Here is a 16509-nt window from a genome sequence, read left to right as displayed (position 1 = left end):
GGCGTCTACACCGTGCGCCCTTCCTTGCGCAGTTCCTTGGCGATGCCCTTGCGCAGGTCGGCGGCGCCGATGCGCTCGCGGCCGGCCTGCATCGCGTTGATGGCGCCGAAGCGCACGACGTTGGCGATGGCGCCGCCCGCCAGTTCGTGGCGCTCCGCGAACTCGGCGAGGTCCACGTCGGCGGCCAGCCGTCCGGTGTGCCTCACCATGCCTTCCCACAGGCGCAGGCGCTGGTCGGCGTCCGGCATGGGGAAGTACACCGACGACTGGAAGCGCCGCGCGAAGGCGTCGTCGATGTTGCCCTTGAGGTTGCTGGCCAGGATGACGGTGCCGGGGAAGTCCTCCACGCGCTGGAGCAGGTAGGAGATCTCCTGGTTGGCGTGCCGGTCGTTGCTGCTGGACGTGGCCGTGCGCTTGCCGAACAGCGCGTCGGCCTCGTCGAAGAACAGGATCCAGCGCCGGTGCTGGGCCTGGTCGAACACCTCGGCCAGGTTCTTCTCAGTCTCGCCGATGTACTTGGACACGACCATGGAGAGGTCGATGCGGTAGACGTCGGCGCCCACCTGCTGGCCGATCAGCGTCGCGGTGAGCGTCTTGCCAGTGCCGGGCGGCCCGAAGAACAGGCAGCGGTAGCCGGGTTTGAGGGCCTTCTGCAGCTGCCAGTCGCGCATCAGCGTCTCGCCATGGCGTGCCCAGGTCGCGATGGCCTGCACTTCTTCCATCACGTCGGCATCCAGCACGAGATCGCTCCAGCCGAGCCGCGTTTCGATGAGCTTGGCGGGAAAGTTGGCGCCGTAGTCCGGCTTGCGCGTCTCACCGGACCACAGCTGGTCGAGCGTCTCGCGCCCGGCCAGCAGGGCCGCGCCGTACCAGGGCTCGCTCGGCGCTTCGTGCTGCAGCCGCACCAGCCCGTGGCGCCGCAGTGGCGCGGCGTCGTCCAGCAGCCGGTGCAACTCGAAGCGTTGGCCAAGGTTCTCACCGGCCACCAGGAAGGCGGCGGTCTCCACGGTTGGCAGGAAGCCGCCGTGTTGCCGGCCTTTCCAGCCGCCAAACTCGCAGAAGCCGCGATTGAGGTTCTCGTTGGTGACGAAGAGCAGGTCCAGTATCTGCGGCCGCAGGTGGGGGGCCAGGGCCAGGGCCAGCACGAGGCGCTCCGCAGGCCCCAGCTCGCAGCGGCGCACCAACTGTGCCAGGTCGTTTGCAGCAGGGCCTTCGTCCAGCCGCGGCGGTGGCGGCAGCTCCTGCCGTGCCTCGCGTCCGGCGGTCGCGCCGAAGTGCGCGGCCAGCCGTACCTGCAGCACTTCGTCCAGCCAGCGCAGCTCGGCCTGCAGGGCCCGTGCGTTGGCGCGGACGCGCTCGCCGGGTTCAGCGCCAGTCCACATGGATCACCCTTTCCATCCACGGATAGCGCAGCGTCGAATAGCCCCAGGGCAGCTGGTCGATCAGCATGTCGAAGGGCCCGGGCTCGACGGTCAGGCGCCAGTGTTCGTCACGCCGCTCCAGCTGGCCGGGGCGATGCAGGAAGGTTTCCCGCAGCCCGGCGATGGAGGTGCTGCCCAGGATGCGCCAGTGCTGGATGACGGCGCCGAGCAGGCCCTCCGTCGCCTCGCGCTCGGCGGCGGTGGTTTCGATCTCGCGCGGCAGCGGCGTGTCCAGCGCCAGGCCGCACAGCAGCTTGTTCAGCAGCAGGGCCGGCTCCGGCGCGGCGGCTTCGCCGGTCACCAGGGCCTGCAGCAGCAAGGCGCCTCGCGCGGCGGCTTCGGGGCCGGCGAGAGCCGCCGGCTCGGCATCTGGGGCCAGCAGGCCGACGTGGCCGAAGAGCCGTGGCAGATAGGGCGACAGCAGCACCAGGCCGGCATTGGCCACGGCCAGTGTGTCGGGGGGCGCTTCGACGCTCGCGTCGGGGGGCGGCGCGGCTGGCGGTCTTGCCGAGGCCGCGGTTGGCGCGCTCTGCGATGCGCGTGGCTTGCGCCACGGCAGACGCAGGCCCGAGACCGCCGCCGCCAGCACCGCCGAGGCGCGGCGCACGACCCGGTCGAACCAGCCGGCCGGTGGGTCGATGGCGGTGCCGGCCTGGCGCGCGAGGTCGGCCCGCACCTGGGCCTCAAAGCGGGCGACGTCGAAGGTCTGCGCATGGTGGCGCAGCGTGTGGCCGAACGTGGCCTGCCAGAGCCGGCGCTGGCGAGCGGTCGCGGCGGCCGGGCTGCCGGCAGCGTCGCCAGCGGCTACGGTGGCGATCCAGGCGGTGACGGCCTGTCCCACGGGCTCGGCCACCCACAGGTTCAGCAGCTTCGGCAGCAGCGCGAGCGGCAGCAACTGGGCCAGGCGCTCGCGCACGGCCGGGGCCTCGGCGGCGCGTTCCAGCGTCGTGCGCAGCCAGTCGCTGTCCTCGCGCAGCAGCGGCACCCAGGCGTGGGCCACGGCCTGCAGCGGATCGCCGTCCGGCATGCCTTGCACAGTGGCATCTAGCGCCGCCAGCAGTTGGGCGCGCAGCAGCATCAGCACAGCCGGCCGTGGCGCGGTGGCATGGTCCACAGCCTGCTCCAGCACCGAGGCCCACCAGGCGCCGCGCGCCCTTGGTGACAGGCCGGCACGCCGCGCCGGCGCCAGCGCTTCCAGCAGTCGCGCCGCGGCAGCAGGCTCACCGGGCATGAAGGCGCGCACCAGGGCCGCGAGCAGCCCGTCGTCGAACTGGGCAGCCAGTCGTTGCAGCAGGGTGGCGCGATCGGACAGGGCACGCAGCGCGGCTACGAGTCCGGTCGGGTCCTCGGCCAGCGCGGTGGCGGCGAGGGCCTGCAGGTCCTCGCCGCGGGCCTGCCAGGGCAGGCGGCCGTGGCGCAGGAAGTGCAGCAGCGATTCGCGCCGCGCCTGCGGCCGGGTGTGCACCTGCAGGCCGGTGGCCCGACCCGCGGCACTGGCGCCGGTGGCACGCAGGTCGCCCAGTAGGTGCAGCAGGCGTTCTCGCAGCCGCCGCGCGGCCTCGGTCTCCCAGTCCTCCAGCGGCAGCTCGCCGAGATCCACGGCGAGTTCATCCAGCCGCCAGTGCTCGTCGGGCGGGCAGCAGGCATCGAAGACGTCGTCGATGACTTGGAGCAGCGGTCCTTGCGCGCAGGTGGCCAGCCGGGCCTCGGCCTCGTGGGGCGCGATGCCAGCGCCGAAGCCGGTGTCCAGCGTGAGCCGCTCAATCAGATGCGGCGAGGGGCGGTCCCAGTCAAGCATGGCCTTGCAAGGGCGGCGCTTCGTCGCCGCCCTCATCCTTGCGTGTCCAGGCCTTGGCCAGCACCCGGTGGGCCGAGCGCATCAGCGTGATGAGCTCGCAGGCATGGCCGTCGGCGCTCCATTGCAAGACCTCGTCCGTGGGGCGCTGGCACCAGGCTCGGCGTGCCTCCAGCCAGGCGGCATAGACGGTCTCGAAGCCCTGCATGCGCGCAGCATCCAGGGGTAGGTGATGTAGGGTCAGATGGGCCGGGCAGCTGAGTCGAAGCGTCTCGCGCGCGAAGCGCCGGAACGCCACGCGCGCGGTGCGCTGCGTCCAGTTGGGCAGGACGGTCGTCACGGCGAGCCGATAGAAGCCCGGCACGAGGCCCAGTCTGTCGTGACGGCTGGTGTCGCGGTGCAGCGGGCGCAGCAGCACATGCTCCACGAGGTGCAGGCCTTCGCAGGCCTGATCGACGCCCCGAAGGTACAGCCGCAGGCTGGCCGCGGTGCGGCGGGCGGTCGCGGCGTCGCGGAAGCTGCCCAACCGCCACCAGCGGCCGTTCTCGTCGGGGCCGAGCACCAGCAGGCGGGCGCCGTCGGCACCGTCGAGCAGTCGGTAGCGGTTCTCTTGCTGGGCCGCTCGCCACAGCCCGCCGGGCAGGGGTTCGCGCAGCCAGGGCAGGCGCTCCAGGTCCTCGCGCAGTTGGCGCATGTCCGCGGGCTTGACGGCGCTGCCGACCGCCAGGGCTTGGGGCAGGTCCGGGTCGTGCGGGTTGAGCTGCCAGGCGTGGTGGCGGTCGTCGGGCTGACGCACCGGCTGCAACCTCTCCTCGCGCAGCACCTGCGTGAGTGGGCGGTCATGCCAGTGCTTGAAGCCCAGCAGCAGGCTGGCGCGGCGTTGCATGCCGCTGCAGTTGTCGCGCCGGTTCCACGATTCGCGGCCGGGGTCGAAACCGCTGGCGCGGTCGCGCGTGAGGGGCACGATGTCACGCAGCCAAGTGGCCTTGTTCTCCAGCAGCAGGCGCTCGGCCTCGCGCGGCTTGTAGTGACCGAAGAACTGCCGCATGGAGTTCTGCGTATAGGTCTCGCCGTGCAGTGCCAGTAGGTGATCCAGTGCGCGGTTCTTGCGTTCGAAGCTGCTGTCGAAGGGCTTGTAGACGGTATCGGCCACCTGAGCCAGGGGTTGCAGGTAGAGCTTGTCCACGCCCGGCACGGCATCCGGGCCGATCATCTGCGTCCACAGGCCCTGAGTGGCGTCCGGCGCCACCGAGAACAGCTCGCGCAGGTGGGCCAGCTGCGCCAGGCCTTGGGCCATGGCCTGCTCCTGCATCACCAGATAGGCCTTGAGCTGCTTGACTTCGGCCTGGCGCTTGGGCGGTGCGCTGGGCCCGGGGCCGTGGCGGCCGAGGCCGTAGAGGGCGGGCAGGTGGTCCTGCACCGAGGAATAGCCTTGCATGGCCCGGTACCGGCCCTGCGGCATCAAGGCATCGGCGCGCTCGGCCTGCTGCTGGTCGGTGCGGGCCCGCTGGGCGCGACCGCCGGCCTGCAGGTCGCCCAGGCGCCGACGCAGGTCCTGCCACGCGACGGGCACGACGTTGCCGCGCCGCCGCACAGTGATGGTGGCTGGCACTTCGTGATCGGGCAGGCGCAGCGCAAGCGCCGAATCCCGGTCTCGCCAGACGACCGAGGCAGCCGTGGTCTCCTGCCCCTGCACCTGCAGGGCCAGCAGCCGTGCATCCAGCACGCCGGGAACGTCGCGCACCAGGCCCACCAGCTCCGACAGTGCCAGCGTACGCTGGCTGCCACCGGACGAGGCGCGCTTGTCGTCGTCGATGAAGCCGTGCCGCACGGCCGGCCCGCTGTAGATCTCCTCGAGCGAGCTGCCTTCACGGCGCAGCTCGTCCAGCGTGCGAGACCGAGGCACGTTGGCGATGTAGCGGGCGCAGCGGTCATAAACCTCGGCCAGGATGTCCACGGCATCGCGCGGCCCGCCGATCTCGACGTCCGCATGCAGGTCGCAGGGCACCTCGCGCAGGCAGATGACTTCGGGGTCCAGGTCTTCACCGAGGTTGCGCCGTGCCAGGCAGGCGGCGCGCGCCGCCGCGATGCGGGCCTGCACGGCGGCGCCGAGCCCCGCGCGGAACTTGAGACGCAGCCGGTAGAGCCCGGTGCCGGGGTCGGGCTCCAGCGTGGCGTCGTCAAGCTCGGGAAGGGCGTCCAGCAGATGGCGGCGGTAGTCGCCGATGGTCGTCGGCCGGCAGGGCAAGGCTTCGGACGGTGGATGCAGGGACTGATCCGCGTGGTCGATGCGGCCATCGGGGCCGGTGAGATGGTCGGCCACCGGGAAGCCCGCGCGGTAGACGATGTCGGTGAGGCCGAAGCACAGCTGCTCGAGCAGCGTGATGCCGGGGTCATGCAGGTTGTGGTCGGTCCAGACCCGGCCGCTCAGCTTCTGCAGCAGCGTGAGACCCCGGGCGCGCAACTCGTCGAAGCCGACACTGTCGGTATCGACGGCGGCCAGCGTGGTGGGCGCCAGGTGTGGCGGCAGGGCGGGGCGGGCGCTCATTTCGGGTCGGACCCCTTCATGTGCTCGTCCTGCCAGAGGGACGTGACCGAGGCCTGGATGACGCAGTCTTTCTCGTAGTTGCAGCGGGTGCGGATCTCCAGCTGGTATTTGCCGTTACGACCGCGGTCGCCGGTCCAGCGCAGCTCCAGCCGATCGCAGCGCTGGCCATACCAGGCGTGCTGGCAGCGGATGCCGTTGCGGCGCGACGTCCAGGCCAACCAGCCTGGCACGGGGTTGTAGGTGTTCATCGCGATCGCGTGCATCAGCGCAAAGCGGCCGCTTTCCGGCAGTCCCACGCCGGCCGTGATCTCGAAGGCCTGGCAGCCCTGCAGCGGGCCCTTCAGCTTGTGCCACTCGCCATTGGCCAGCAGCAGTTGGCCCTCGGTGTCGTGGCGGTGTATCGTGCCGCGCCGACCCTGGCTGGCGATGACGCCGCGCACGTCCAACGCCTCCTGCGGTTGCGCCGTGCCGATGCCGGCGCGGCCCGCAAGGTCCAGCGCCAGGACCGGTGGTGCGCCGTTCGTGCTGCCTTCCCCCGCCCGCAGCAGCAACTGGTTGCGGTCGCCACCGAAGCCCACCGACCAGATCGGGTCCTGGCTGTTTTGCTCGCGGTAGAAGCTCATCAGCGCTTCGTCGCTGGTGATCTCGAAGCCGTGCTCGGGTGTCTTGCGAAAGCCCTCGTCGCTCATGTTGAGCATGGAGTCGATGAGGTCGCCGAAGTGGTCGCTGCTGGGTTGGCGGCCTTCCTCGAAGAATTGCCTGAGCGTGGCGCGGTTGCGGGTCGTCATGGCGAGGCCCTGCCGATCACGAAGGTGGTGCCGATGGTCAGTCGGTCCACGCCGGTGGGCTGCGGACCGCCGGGGACTGTCGTCTCGTCGGCGACGCTGAGGATGTGCTGCGGCAGCGGCAGCGCCAGGCTCCAGGGCAGGCGCGCCCGGGCGTGCGCAGCGCCGCGCGCGGGGCGGTCGCCGTCCTGTCCCGGGGGCTGCGGTCCCAGCGCCGCGAGTGCCGTGTCGCGAAGCTGGTAGAGGCCCTCGTCATCGCAGGTCAGGGTCAACAGCGACAGCCGGCTCACGCCGTCCACACCGCCGAGTTGGCGGATGCGGGCGTCCAGGTCCTCGCTGCGCACCAGCCAATCAAAGCGGGGGCCGGGGCCGTCTTCCCCCCAGGGCGAGATGGCCTGCACGACGGCCTCGTTGACGCGGCGCAGCGTCGCGCCCTCATGGGCGCCCGGTCGCAGGCGCAGCGTGGCGCGCAGCTGCAGCCTGTCGTAGGCCGGGTTGCGCACACGCAGGTCGGCAAAAGGCGAGGCAACGGCGCGCAGCGCCTCGGCCATGCGGGCGAGGTCCACCGCGTTGAAGCGCGGGGCAGAGCAGGCCAGGGCCGGGTCGTTGCTCGGCACGCGCGGCACGACCACCACGGTGACGCGGCCGCTGCCGTCGCGGGCCGGGATGCAGCGCACCTTGCGCACTTCAGGGAACTGCTCCAGCAGCAGGCGCTCGACGTCCCAGCCAAGCGATGCGCGGCCCTTGTGCTGCAGGCGCTCGCCGGCGCGGACGAGGAGGGCGCGGTCGTCCTCCTCGCGCCGCAGGCCGAAGGAGCGGCCGACCTGGGTCACGGCCGCGAGGCCGGGCACGCCTGCAGCGGGGCGGACGATGGCGCCCGCGCCCAGCACTACGGGCGGCGCGGCGCGGCCGCTCGTGTCGAGCTCGCGGCGCAGCCTCAGGCCCTGGGTGCGCACCGACACCAAACCAGCAAAGCGCTCGAAGCCGCCGGTGGCCGATGCGCGCAGCCAGAACAGGCCGCTGGGCATGATGCGGTGGCCGCTGTCCATGTCCCGTGGCAGGTCCAGCGAGACGATGCCCGAGGTCAGGCCGCCATGCGTCGTGTCGTCCAGCACCCGGGTCTGCGGCAGCGGCCGCCAGGTGTCGCCGCACAGCGTGGCCCAGCGCAGCCGGGGGCGGGCCAGGTCGCCATCGGCGCTGCCTGCCAGCGGCTCCTGCAGTTCGAACAGCAGCGTCAGCAGGCCGCTCGCCTCCTGGCCGCTCAGGCCGATGTAGAGGTTGCCGGCGTCACCCAGATCGGGCAGCAGCGCGTGGCCGCCGGCGGTGCCCGACGTCAGCGGCTGCAGGCCCAGCGGATGCAAGTGGAAGATGCGCTCACCGTCCACGCCGTCGGCCGGTTCGTCGTCGCGGTCCAGAGCGATGACGCTATGGGCCACGTAGCTGAGCGACAGGCGTTCGATGAGAGGTGTGTAGGGCGGGTTGGGCAGGGGCTCGGGCTTGCGGCGGCGCGCATTGGCGGCCACCGCGGCGGCCAACGCCATCGGGTAGGCCGCATGGCCGAAAGCCGGGCGCGGGCCGGCCAATTGCAGCCGGCACAAGCCGTTGCGTGGCAGCGGCATGCGCTGCCAGTCCTCGCCGCTGGCGCGGCTGGACTGGCGCAGCGAACCGGGGTCGATCTCGATGCGGCGCCCGGCCTGCAGCTCGCGGCTGTGCTTGTCCCGGCCGAACAGCTGCTCGTGGCCCGGGAGCAGGCGGCAGTCCTGCCACTGGCCGTCGCGCAGCCAGGCGCTGCTGGTGCTGAAGCGTCCCTGGCGCAGCGCCGCTTCAGCCGGTTCGCCATAGCCGGCGTAGTGGGCATCGAAGCCGCCGGCGTCCGGCGGCAACCCGCCCCATTCGACGTCCAGCCATAGCCGGTCCAGCGTCTTGCGTGCAGCCTCCGGCGAGCCGATGACGAAGTAGGAGGATAGGCTGGGCATCGGCCCGAAGGGCATGAAGCCCTTGGTGGCGTCGAGCCGGCCAAGGTGGTTCTCGAGGTGCAGCTGACGCAGGCCGCGGGCCGTCACCGTGAGTTCGGCGGCCGCCAGCGACAGCTGGGCCAGCAGCGAATACGGATAGAGCCGGCCCAGGGACGAAAGCTCCAGGCGCAGCACCGGCAGCCGGGTAGGCCATTCCTCGCCGTGCAGGATCGGGTCGCAGCCGACGATGGCTGCAGCCTCGGGCTTGAGGCGGATGCGCAGGCCCAGGTCGCAGCCGGCGAGCGTGCCAGGCGGCGTGCCGGCGGCGGGGCGTTCGATGCGCTCCAACCGACAGTCCACGTCGAGCCACCCTCGTTCGCTGCTCAGGCTCAGCCGCAGCGAGCCCTGCAGCAGGTGGGTGAAGAGGTGGGCCCGCCGCGGCGTGCGGCTGCCGGCGAAGATCGACGGCAGCACCGCTTCGGGCATGTCGTGGATGACCTCGCGCAGTGCCTTCCAGTCGGCGGGCGAGAGATCGCCGGGGATGTGTTGGTGTTCGGCGCGAGCACGTTCGTCCTGGGAGTCGCTGGCGGCGAGCAGCCAGTTCACGAGCAGGGCACCGAGGGCCTCGCGCAAGACCTCGGGCGAGCGTGCCTGCAGCACCGCATCGCGCAGCGCCGATAGGCCTGGCCCTGTGCCGCTGCGGCGGAGGAGCAGCCGGATCTCGCGCTCGCCCTCGCTGAGCAGCAGCAGCGGCGAGGCGAGGGCCAAACCGATGCGGGCGTCCTGCGCCTTGGCGGCCCGGCCGCCGAACAGCGACCACACGCTGCGCCCGTCGGGCACCGGCTGCGTCAGCTTGCTGCGGGTGACGTAGCCAAGGTGGCACTCGGGCGCGATCAGCGGGTCGTGCTCCAGGCGCAGCGTGTAGAGGGACGCGACGCGCAGGTCGGTGATGGCGAGCGCGGCCTCACTGACGAAGCGCACCGGCCGGCCCGCCGCGTCCTTGCCGGCCTCGAACACGGTGCCGGGCAGCAGCTGAACCTCGGCGCCCGCCCGCGGGTCGCGCTCGCAGGCCAGGTGCACATGGTCGGGTCGCGGTGGCTGCGGCCCGAAGCCCAGGCAGTCGCGCAGATAGAAGTTCGCATGTCGCGCTGGCAGGCGGTTGACCTCCTGCTGCACGACATCGCACAGCATCAGGAATGCGATCACCAGCGCGGCGGCGGGTTCGTGACGGCCGGAGGCCAGGCTGGTCGGCAGCAGCTCGCGTGCCAGAGTGGCGATGTCATCTGCCGCGGTCAGGAAGGCGAAGAAGCGCTCGCGCAGCTTCTCCCGGTCGCTGCGTTCGGTGCCATCGTCGTCACTGTTGCCGCTACGTCGCCACAGGCTGGAGAGCTCCCGCTTGTCGCTATCGGCCGGGCGGCGCGTCACTGTCTGCTGCAGGAAGCGGCGTTCGACCCAATGCAGATCGGCGGCGAGCTGGCGCACGATGAGCAGCTCGATGCGGTCGCCCAGCTGGCGGGGTGCGGGCTCCTCGCAGCCGCGCATGGCGGCCCACCAGCCGTCGACCGTGAAGGCCAGCTCCAGCACCTGCAGGCCGAGATCGGGCAGCGGAGCTGTGTTCACGTGCTCCAGGAACTTGCGCTGCGCCGGCCCGATGTCGAAGGCCGCGATGCGGGCCATCATGAGTGTCGGATCGTTGGTGAAGAGATCGCCCCAGTGACCCGTTTCCTGGTGGTTCAGGTCATGGAAGCGCAGCCGCTCGGCGAGTCGCCCCGTCATCTCCGCGCGCTGCGGGAAATCGAGATCGCCGGGCCGGAAGTAGCCCGGCTCCAACGCGCGGGGGAAGCGGTCCTGCTGGTCGGTGCCCTGGCTCACGGCGTCGCTCCTGAGACTGCCTCGCCTTCGCGCAGATAGAGCGGGTAGACGAAGTTGTGCGGGCTGTTGCTGGTGCGCAGGCGGTAGTCCAGCCGGATGCGCAGCACGCCGTCCAGCAGGGCCGCGGTGTCGAAGCTCACCGTGTCCAGCGTGATGCGGGCCTCGAAGAAGAGCACGGCCTTCTCGATGAGGCTTCGGATCTCGGTCAGCGTGCTGGTGTTCATCGGCTCGAACACCAGGCGGCGCAGGCCGCAGCCGTAGCTGGGATGCATGATGCGTTCGCCCGGCGAGGTGCCGAACAGGATGCGCAGGCTCTCCTCGATGTCGGTCACGCCCGAGGCCGTCACGGCATTGCAGCGACGCCGGTCGAAGGCTGGCGGGAAGGCCCAGCCTGTGCCGAGGAGGTCGAGGGCGTCGTCCATGCGAGGCTCGTGCTTCAGCCGCCGATGAGCACGGTGGGCAAGCCGATGGCGATGGTGCCTCCGTGGGCCGTGGCATCGCCCATGCGCGCCGCAGGACGGCCGCCGATGAGCACCGTGGTCGAGCCCATCACGATGGCATCCGGCGGGCCGACGCAGGTGGCGTTGTCGCCCACGACGGCGGCCGGCAGCTTGCCGACGAGCACGGTCGGCACGCCGGGGCCGATGACGGGCCCGCCGACGTGGGGCACCGGCGGCAGGCCGGGCGTGACCATGGGGCAAACATGCAGGTCGGTGAGGCGGGCTGCGGGCGGCATGGTGGTCCTTCGCGTCGTCAATTGATCATGACCAGGGCACCCCTGACGGTGGTCTGCCCGGCGGCCGAGAGCTCGGCGGTGGCATTGCCCTTGCCGGTGAAGCCGATCTGGCCTTCACAGCTGACGTTCAGGCCGGTGGCCTTCACGTCGGCCTTGGCGGTGAGGGTGATGCTGTTGACGGCGTCCAGCGTGATGCCGCCCTTGGCCGTGAGGCTGATGTCTTTGGGACTGTCCAGCGCGATGCCCGAACTGCTCAACTTAACGGTGTTTCCGTTCTGGTCTTCGAGGAGGATGGACTTGTCCTTGTCGCTGAGCACGACGCGGTTGCCGCCGGGCGTGGTCAGCGTGATGACCTTGTCCTTCTCGTCGAACTCCAGCTTGTGCTTGCAGCGCGTCACCAGGGCCTTGGTGTCGTTGGGAGCGACCAGCGCGTAGGGCGGCTGGCGGCTGCTGCTGTAGAGGCTGCCGAGCACGACGGGGTGGGAGGGGTCGCCGGCGAAGTAGCCGAGCACGACCTCGTCGTCCACCTCGGGCAGCAGGAAGCTGCCGAAGCCGCTGCTGGCGTAGCCCTGCATGAGCCGCGCCCAGACGCCCTCGGTCTCGGCCTGCAGCACGGGCAGCTTGACCTGCACGCGGTGCTCGCCGGCCGGGTCGGCGTCGAGCTTGGTGACGATGCCGACCTGCAGCCCCGTCACCGCCGGCAGCAGGGCGCCGGCCGCCGGTGCCAGCACGTCGGTGCGCCCACAGAACCAGTCCGGGTCCAGGCCGAAGTCGGCCTCTGTCGTCCAGGCGCCGTCCTCGATGTGATGGCGCAGACCGGTCACGAATACCGTGCCGTTGAAGCGGTTTCCCACGCCTTTGAGCTCGATGAGCCCGGCCACCGCAGCCTTGGCGCTTCCCTGGAAGCGCAGTTGCCCGCGCAGCCGGGCCAGGCCCGACTTGACCTGCTGCGCCTTCGCCCATTGGCCCAGCATGTCCTTGGACTGCGGGGCGCCGACCTGTAGCCGGAAGCTCTCCAGGCCTATGACCGCGGACAGCGCTTCGCTGTCGAGGTCGCCCTGGGCCGGCAGCGCCGCCGGGTCGGCCGCCGTGCCTTCCAGCGCCGCCTGGGCCTTGGGGTCCCAGGAGACGGCCAGCGCGCTGGCGTACTGGTGGCGCGCGTCGACGTCGCCCTGGAAGGAGATCAGGTCGACGCCGTAGGTCACGGCCAGGGCCGGCTCGCCGTCGGCATCCGGCGTCTTCACGGCGACGCTGCCGTCGGTCGTGATGACGAGCTGGCCGTTGGCCTCGGCGCGGGCGAGCATGAAGTCCCAGTCGCTGCTGAAGTGCTGGGCCAGCTCGCGGTGGGTGATCGTCGTGGCCTCGACGTCCGCAGTGAGGCCGTGCGCCGAGATCAGCTTGTCCATGACGTCGCTGTCGGTCATGTCGATGTAGTTGGCATTGCGCCGGCCGACCGTCATCTTGACGGCGGCGTCGCGGCACTCCACCACCAGGCGTGCATCGTTGTTGCCGATGACGCGCAGACCGTGGCGCACAACGATGCCCTCGAACAGCGTCTCCTCCTGCTGGCCATAGCCGGCCTTGACCGTGAGCTTCGCACCGGGCTTGAGGTCTTCGGCGTCGCTGATGGGGAAGCTGCGCGCCGGCATGTCACCGTCGTTGAAGACGAGGCGGGCGCTGGGCACCGTGTTGGCGGCGCGCTGCACCGTCACCGAGATCAGGTCGGCGCTCTGCGCCAGGCGCTGGCCGGAGACGAGAACGCTCAGGGTGACGACGCCGACGGAGTCCTGCAAGGGTGAGACGCCCGGCATGCTAGGCCTCCACCGGCGGGAACTTGAGCACCGTGCCCGGCGGGATATTGCGGAAGTCGGTCAAGCCGTTGTAGCGGGCCACCTTCATGAAGGCCGTGCAGTCGCCGTAGACGTCGTCGCAGAGCGCGCCGAGCGAGTCGCCTGCCTTGACGGTCACGGTGCGGGTCGTGCTGGCAGTGGAGGATCGCAAGGTGACCTTGCTGTCCTTGTCGGTGCTCATGGCGCCAACGAAGGTCAGCTTGATCTTGGCGCGCAGCACGTCGCCTCCCGGCTTGAACAGCGTGTACTGCGTGTCCATGGTCTTCATCCGGCCGAAGAAGATCAGCGTGCCCCACAGCACCCGTACGTAGGGTGGTTCGCACTTCAAGTCCACGTACTCGTAAACGACCTTGTTGAGCTGCGCGAGCTGGCCCTTGACGTCCGGCGCCAGGCCGGGCGTGAGCGGCACGACGCCCGTGCCGTCCAGCGTGATGGAGAAGCTCAGCTCCTCGTTGTCACTGGCGCTGAACTTGGGTTCCACATAGGCGGCGCCTTGGGCCTTGTTCTCGTTGTAGCTGATGCTGAAGTTGTGGCTGACGTCGGCAGGGTTGATCTGCGCCGAGAACTCGGTGCCCTTGTCGAGCTTGACGCTGCGATCCTTCGCCAGCGAATAGCGGGTCAGCAGCAGCCGTGTCAGCTCGGGGGTGTCGCCGGCCATGTCAGCGCTCCCTTTGTGCGTTGAGGCGCTCGGCCAGCCAAGCGCAGCACTCTGCCAGCAACTGCTCGCGCAGCCGCTGCAGCTCGCGTGGCGCAAGCGCGGCAGGGGGCGGCGCGGGAGCGGGCGTCACCTGCGAGCGGATCAGCAACTGTCGGACTTCGATGCTCATGGCGCGTCCTCAGGCGACCCGGTTCGAGCCGGCATAAGCCAGCTCGATGCGCTCGATCGCGACCTCGTTGCGCGTGGACTGGAAGGGCTCGACGGACCATTTGACCGGGTAGGCGTTGCGTACCGCCCAGACGCGCAGCGGGCCACCATCCTGGTCGAGCAGGAAGACGTGCAACAGCTGCGGCGCGATCGGTTGCGCAAGACCGCCTTCGAGCACCTCCTGGCACCACTGCAACAGCCCGGATTCCATCGTCGCCACGCCTCGCGAAAGCACCAGCTTTGGATGCTTGGCCGCCTTGGGCAGAAGATGCACGAAGGTGTTCTGCCCACCCTCGACCAACGCTTCAGTCTCAAGTTCGGGTCCCAGCCCGTTAACCTCGCGGAACGCGTTGTCCCGGTTGCGGCCGGCGGACCCGAAGGTCACCGAGAAGCGGAAGGCGGGTGGCGGGTAGAGCATCTCCTCTCTCAGCGCCGTGGGCGCGGAGGCCGAGACGCGCGGGGCCGGTGGCGGACCGACCCGCGCCGACGGGCGCGCCGCAGGCGGCAGCGGTGGAGCGGGTGGCACCAGCATCAGGCGTTGGCGATGGTGAGGCCTTCGTGCGCGATCACGATGGTCTCGATTGCCACCTCGTTGCCGGTTGACTTGAGGTCGGTACTGGTGATCTTGGTCGGCCAGGCGTTGGCCAGCGTCCAGACCATGGTCGGTTTGCCTTCCTCGTCCAGTAGGCTGATCGTGATCGGCTTGCGCTTGATCGTGTTCATCTTGATCTCGGCGAACCAGTCCCAGAACTTGTTGTCGCCCTTGAAGACGCCTTTCTTCATCGTGACGTCGCTGTACTTCTTCATGCCGGGCATCTTCAGCACCGAGAGCGCCGGGCTGTCACCGTGCCGGTACTCGATGGGCTGGGCTTCCACGTCCAGGCCCGAGACTTCCTGGAATGACATGACCGCCGAGTCCCACTTCACTTCGAAGCGGAACTTGGGGAGCGGCCACACCGTGGTCGATTGCTTTGATCCGTCGTCTGCCATTGCCTGCCTCCGCGAGGGTTAGGGATTTGCGGGAAAAGACGTGGGAAGTCCTTTGGAGCGCGGCGGCTCAGGACTTCTGCATCTGCTGCTGGAAGGTGATCTCGATGAACTCGGCGGGGCGGCTGATCGCCACCAGGACGGTCACGCGCAGGATGCCCTCGAGGACGTCCTCGGGCGTCATCGTCTCGCCCAGGCCCACGTGCACACTGAATGCGTCCTCCGGCACGGCACCGGCCAGGCCGCCGCGCTTCCAGATACCGGTCAGGAAGCTGGAGATCATGCTTTTGATGGTCACCCAGGTGTTAGCCACGTTGGGCTCGAACACCATGGCCTTGGCGGCCAGGCGGCAGGACTCCTCCATCATGATCATCGTGCGGCGCACGTTGATGTAGCGCCAGTCCAGGCTGTTGCCGTCCAGCGTGCGGGCGCCCCACACCAGCACGCCCTCACCGATGAAGCTGCGGATGGCGTTGATGGACTTGCCCTGGGTTGTGACGTTTAGGTCTTCCTGCTCCTCGTGCGAGATGCTGACTTCGGGCGAGATGACGCCGTTGAGACTGACGTTGGCCGGCGCCTTCCAGACGCCGCGGCTGTTGTCCACCATCGTGTAGACGCCAGCCATCGCGGCGGCAGGGGGCAGCAGGTTGAGGCGGTTGCGTGCCTCGGTCATCAGCGAGTTGTATAGCGGGCTCAGCGATGTGAGGCTCTTGTGCAGCAGCGACTTGTGCGTCTCCACGGCCACCCTCAGGGCCGGCTCAGTCAAAGCCTTGGCCTTTTCCTCTTCGCTTTTGGTGGACTTGTTGACCAGCTCGGTCACGTAGGCGGTCCAGGCCGTGTCGTCCTTGGTGATGTCGGCGACGGCGTGGGCCTGCTGGGCCACGCGTGGCGGCAGGCTGTCGTCGATCTGCTCCGGCAGGCCGAGCTCCTGGCGCAGCAGCGTGGCGAGCAGGTCGCGGTTGGCGATGCGGGTGTAGTCCAGGTCCTTGTCCTGCACCACCGTCGTGTTGACCCAGGGGTAGTAGGCCGCCGCGAAGTCCAGGTAGTTCACGCCCAGGTCGTTGCGGAAGCTCTCGATGGGGTCGCCGCCCGGGTCCTTGCGGTCCAGGTAGCCACCCCATACGTCGAGGATGGCGATGCGGTTGCGCATCTTGCCGCCACAGTGCTGCAGCATGGCCTGCTGCACGGCGACGCAGTCGGCGCGCTTGAGCAGCACCGCGTCGGGGATGACGAGCATCGTCGGTTCCTGCTCCTTGATCAGCGGCGTGATGCCGTCGCTGAGCTTCTGCGCATCGACGTCACCGCCGTAGTCGCCGACCGAGACGATGTAGCAGGGGCCGCCGCCGTTCTGGAAGAAGTGAACCATGCTGTGATACAGCAGGAAGCGACCGCCGTCCTTGCCGACCGCCTGGGTCAGCGTGTAGTCCTTGTCGGCCGCGCGGAAGTCCACGCGGGCGTCGGGCTTGGCGTCCTCGATGCGCAGCAGCGGAGCCGGTCCGTAGCCGAAGTAGGTGTGGTATTCGGCCATGGAGCTGATGCGCCAGGGCTTGTTGCGTAGCGACTTGCTGCCGTTCTCCGCGCGGCTGGTGTAGCCGACGAAAGCCGGCACCGCCGTGGCCACCTCGACGATCGAGTTGGGGAAGGCGTTCTTCTCGACGATATAGACACCGGGTGTCTTCATGGCCATGGTGGGCT

The 16509-nt window shown here is 69.9% G+C and carries 13 protein-coding genes; all 13 read right to left on the bottom strand.

Annotation, left to right across the window (positions count from 1 at the left end):
• Nucleotides 1-5: 5 nt before the first annotated feature.
• On the bottom strand, nucleotides 6-1382 hold the full coding sequence (locus J2X21_RS18700) for an ATP-binding protein (protein ID WP_310331134.1): 1377 nt from the start codon (nucleotides 1380-1382) through the stop codon (nucleotides 6-8).
• Nucleotides 1366-3219: a contractile injection system tape measure protein gene (locus J2X21_RS18695; RefSeq protein ID WP_310331131.1), complete on the bottom strand. Its 1854-nt coding sequence runs from the start codon at nucleotides 3217-3219 to the stop codon at nucleotides 1366-1368. The genes J2X21_RS18700 and J2X21_RS18695 overlap by 17 nt, the downstream gene beginning before the upstream one ends.
• On the bottom strand, nucleotides 3212-5764 hold the full coding sequence (locus J2X21_RS18690; protein ID WP_310331129.1) for a hypothetical protein: 2553 nt from the start codon (nucleotides 5762-5764) through the stop codon (nucleotides 3212-3214). Before J2X21_RS18690 ends, J2X21_RS18695 begins: the two co-directional genes overlap by 8 nt.
• Nucleotides 5761-6552 carry a hypothetical protein gene (locus tag J2X21_RS18685; RefSeq protein ID WP_310331127.1) on the bottom strand — a complete coding sequence of 264 codons (792 nt, stop codon included), beginning with the start codon at nucleotides 6550-6552 and terminating at the stop codon, nucleotides 5761-5763. The genes J2X21_RS18690 and J2X21_RS18685 overlap by 4 nt, the downstream gene beginning before the upstream one ends.
• On the bottom strand, nucleotides 6549-10376 hold the full coding sequence (locus J2X21_RS18680) for a baseplate J/gp47 family protein (RefSeq protein WP_310331125.1): 3828 nt from the start codon (nucleotides 10374-10376) through the stop codon (nucleotides 6549-6551). The genes J2X21_RS18685 and J2X21_RS18680 overlap by 4 nt, the downstream gene beginning before the upstream one ends.
• Nucleotides 10373-10798: a GPW/gp25 family protein gene (locus J2X21_RS18675; protein ID WP_310331123.1), complete on the bottom strand. Its 426-nt coding sequence runs from the start codon at nucleotides 10796-10798 to the stop codon at nucleotides 10373-10375. Before J2X21_RS18675 ends, J2X21_RS18680 begins: the two co-directional genes overlap by 4 nt.
• Nucleotides 10799-10812: 14 nt before the next feature.
• Nucleotides 10813-11112: a PAAR domain-containing protein gene (locus tag J2X21_RS18670; RefSeq protein ID WP_310331121.1), complete on the bottom strand. Its 300-nt coding sequence runs from the start codon at nucleotides 11110-11112 to the stop codon at nucleotides 10813-10815.
• Nucleotides 11113-11129: 17 nt separating this feature from the next.
• A complete protein-coding gene (gene vgrG, locus J2X21_RS18665) occupies nucleotides 11130-12923 on the bottom strand; it encodes a type VI secretion system tip protein VgrG (RefSeq protein WP_310331119.1) in 1794 nt (597 codons plus the stop codon).
• A gap of 1 nt (nucleotide 12924) precedes the next feature.
• Nucleotides 12925-13620 (bottom strand): CIS tube protein, encoded by a 696-nt coding sequence (locus tag J2X21_RS18660; RefSeq protein ID WP_310331118.1) that lies wholly within the window; start codon nucleotides 13618-13620, stop codon nucleotides 12925-12927.
• 1 nt (nucleotide 13621) lies between these two features.
• Entirely contained in the window at nucleotides 13622-13789 is a 168-nt protein-coding gene (locus J2X21_RS18655) for a DUF5908 family protein (protein WP_310331117.1), read from the bottom strand.
• A 9-nt stretch (nucleotides 13790-13798) separates the two neighbouring features.
• A complete protein-coding gene (locus tag J2X21_RS18650; RefSeq protein WP_310331116.1) occupies nucleotides 13799-14245 on the bottom strand; it encodes a phage tail protein in 447 nt (148 codons plus the stop codon).
• 113 nt (nucleotides 14246-14358) lie between these two features.
• Nucleotides 14359-14784: a phage tail protein gene (locus tag J2X21_RS18645; RefSeq protein ID WP_310331115.1), complete on the bottom strand. Its 426-nt coding sequence runs from the start codon at nucleotides 14782-14784 to the stop codon at nucleotides 14359-14361.
• A 100-nt stretch (nucleotides 14785-14884) separates the two neighbouring features.
• Complete coding sequence (locus tag J2X21_RS18640; protein ID WP_310331112.1) at nucleotides 14885-16501, bottom strand: phage tail sheath family protein; 1617 nt, start codon at nucleotides 16499-16501, stop codon at nucleotides 14885-14887.
• Between the last annotated feature and the right edge of the window lie 8 nt (nucleotides 16502-16509).

This window comes from Roseateles asaccharophilus (genome assembly GCF_031458115.1).
Taxonomy (GTDB): Bacteria; Pseudomonadota; Gammaproteobacteria; order Burkholderiales; family Burkholderiaceae_C; genus Pelomonas; species Pelomonas asaccharophilus_A.
Note: the sequence above shows the minus strand (reverse complement) of the source record. Positions and strands in the feature narration are given on the sequence as shown.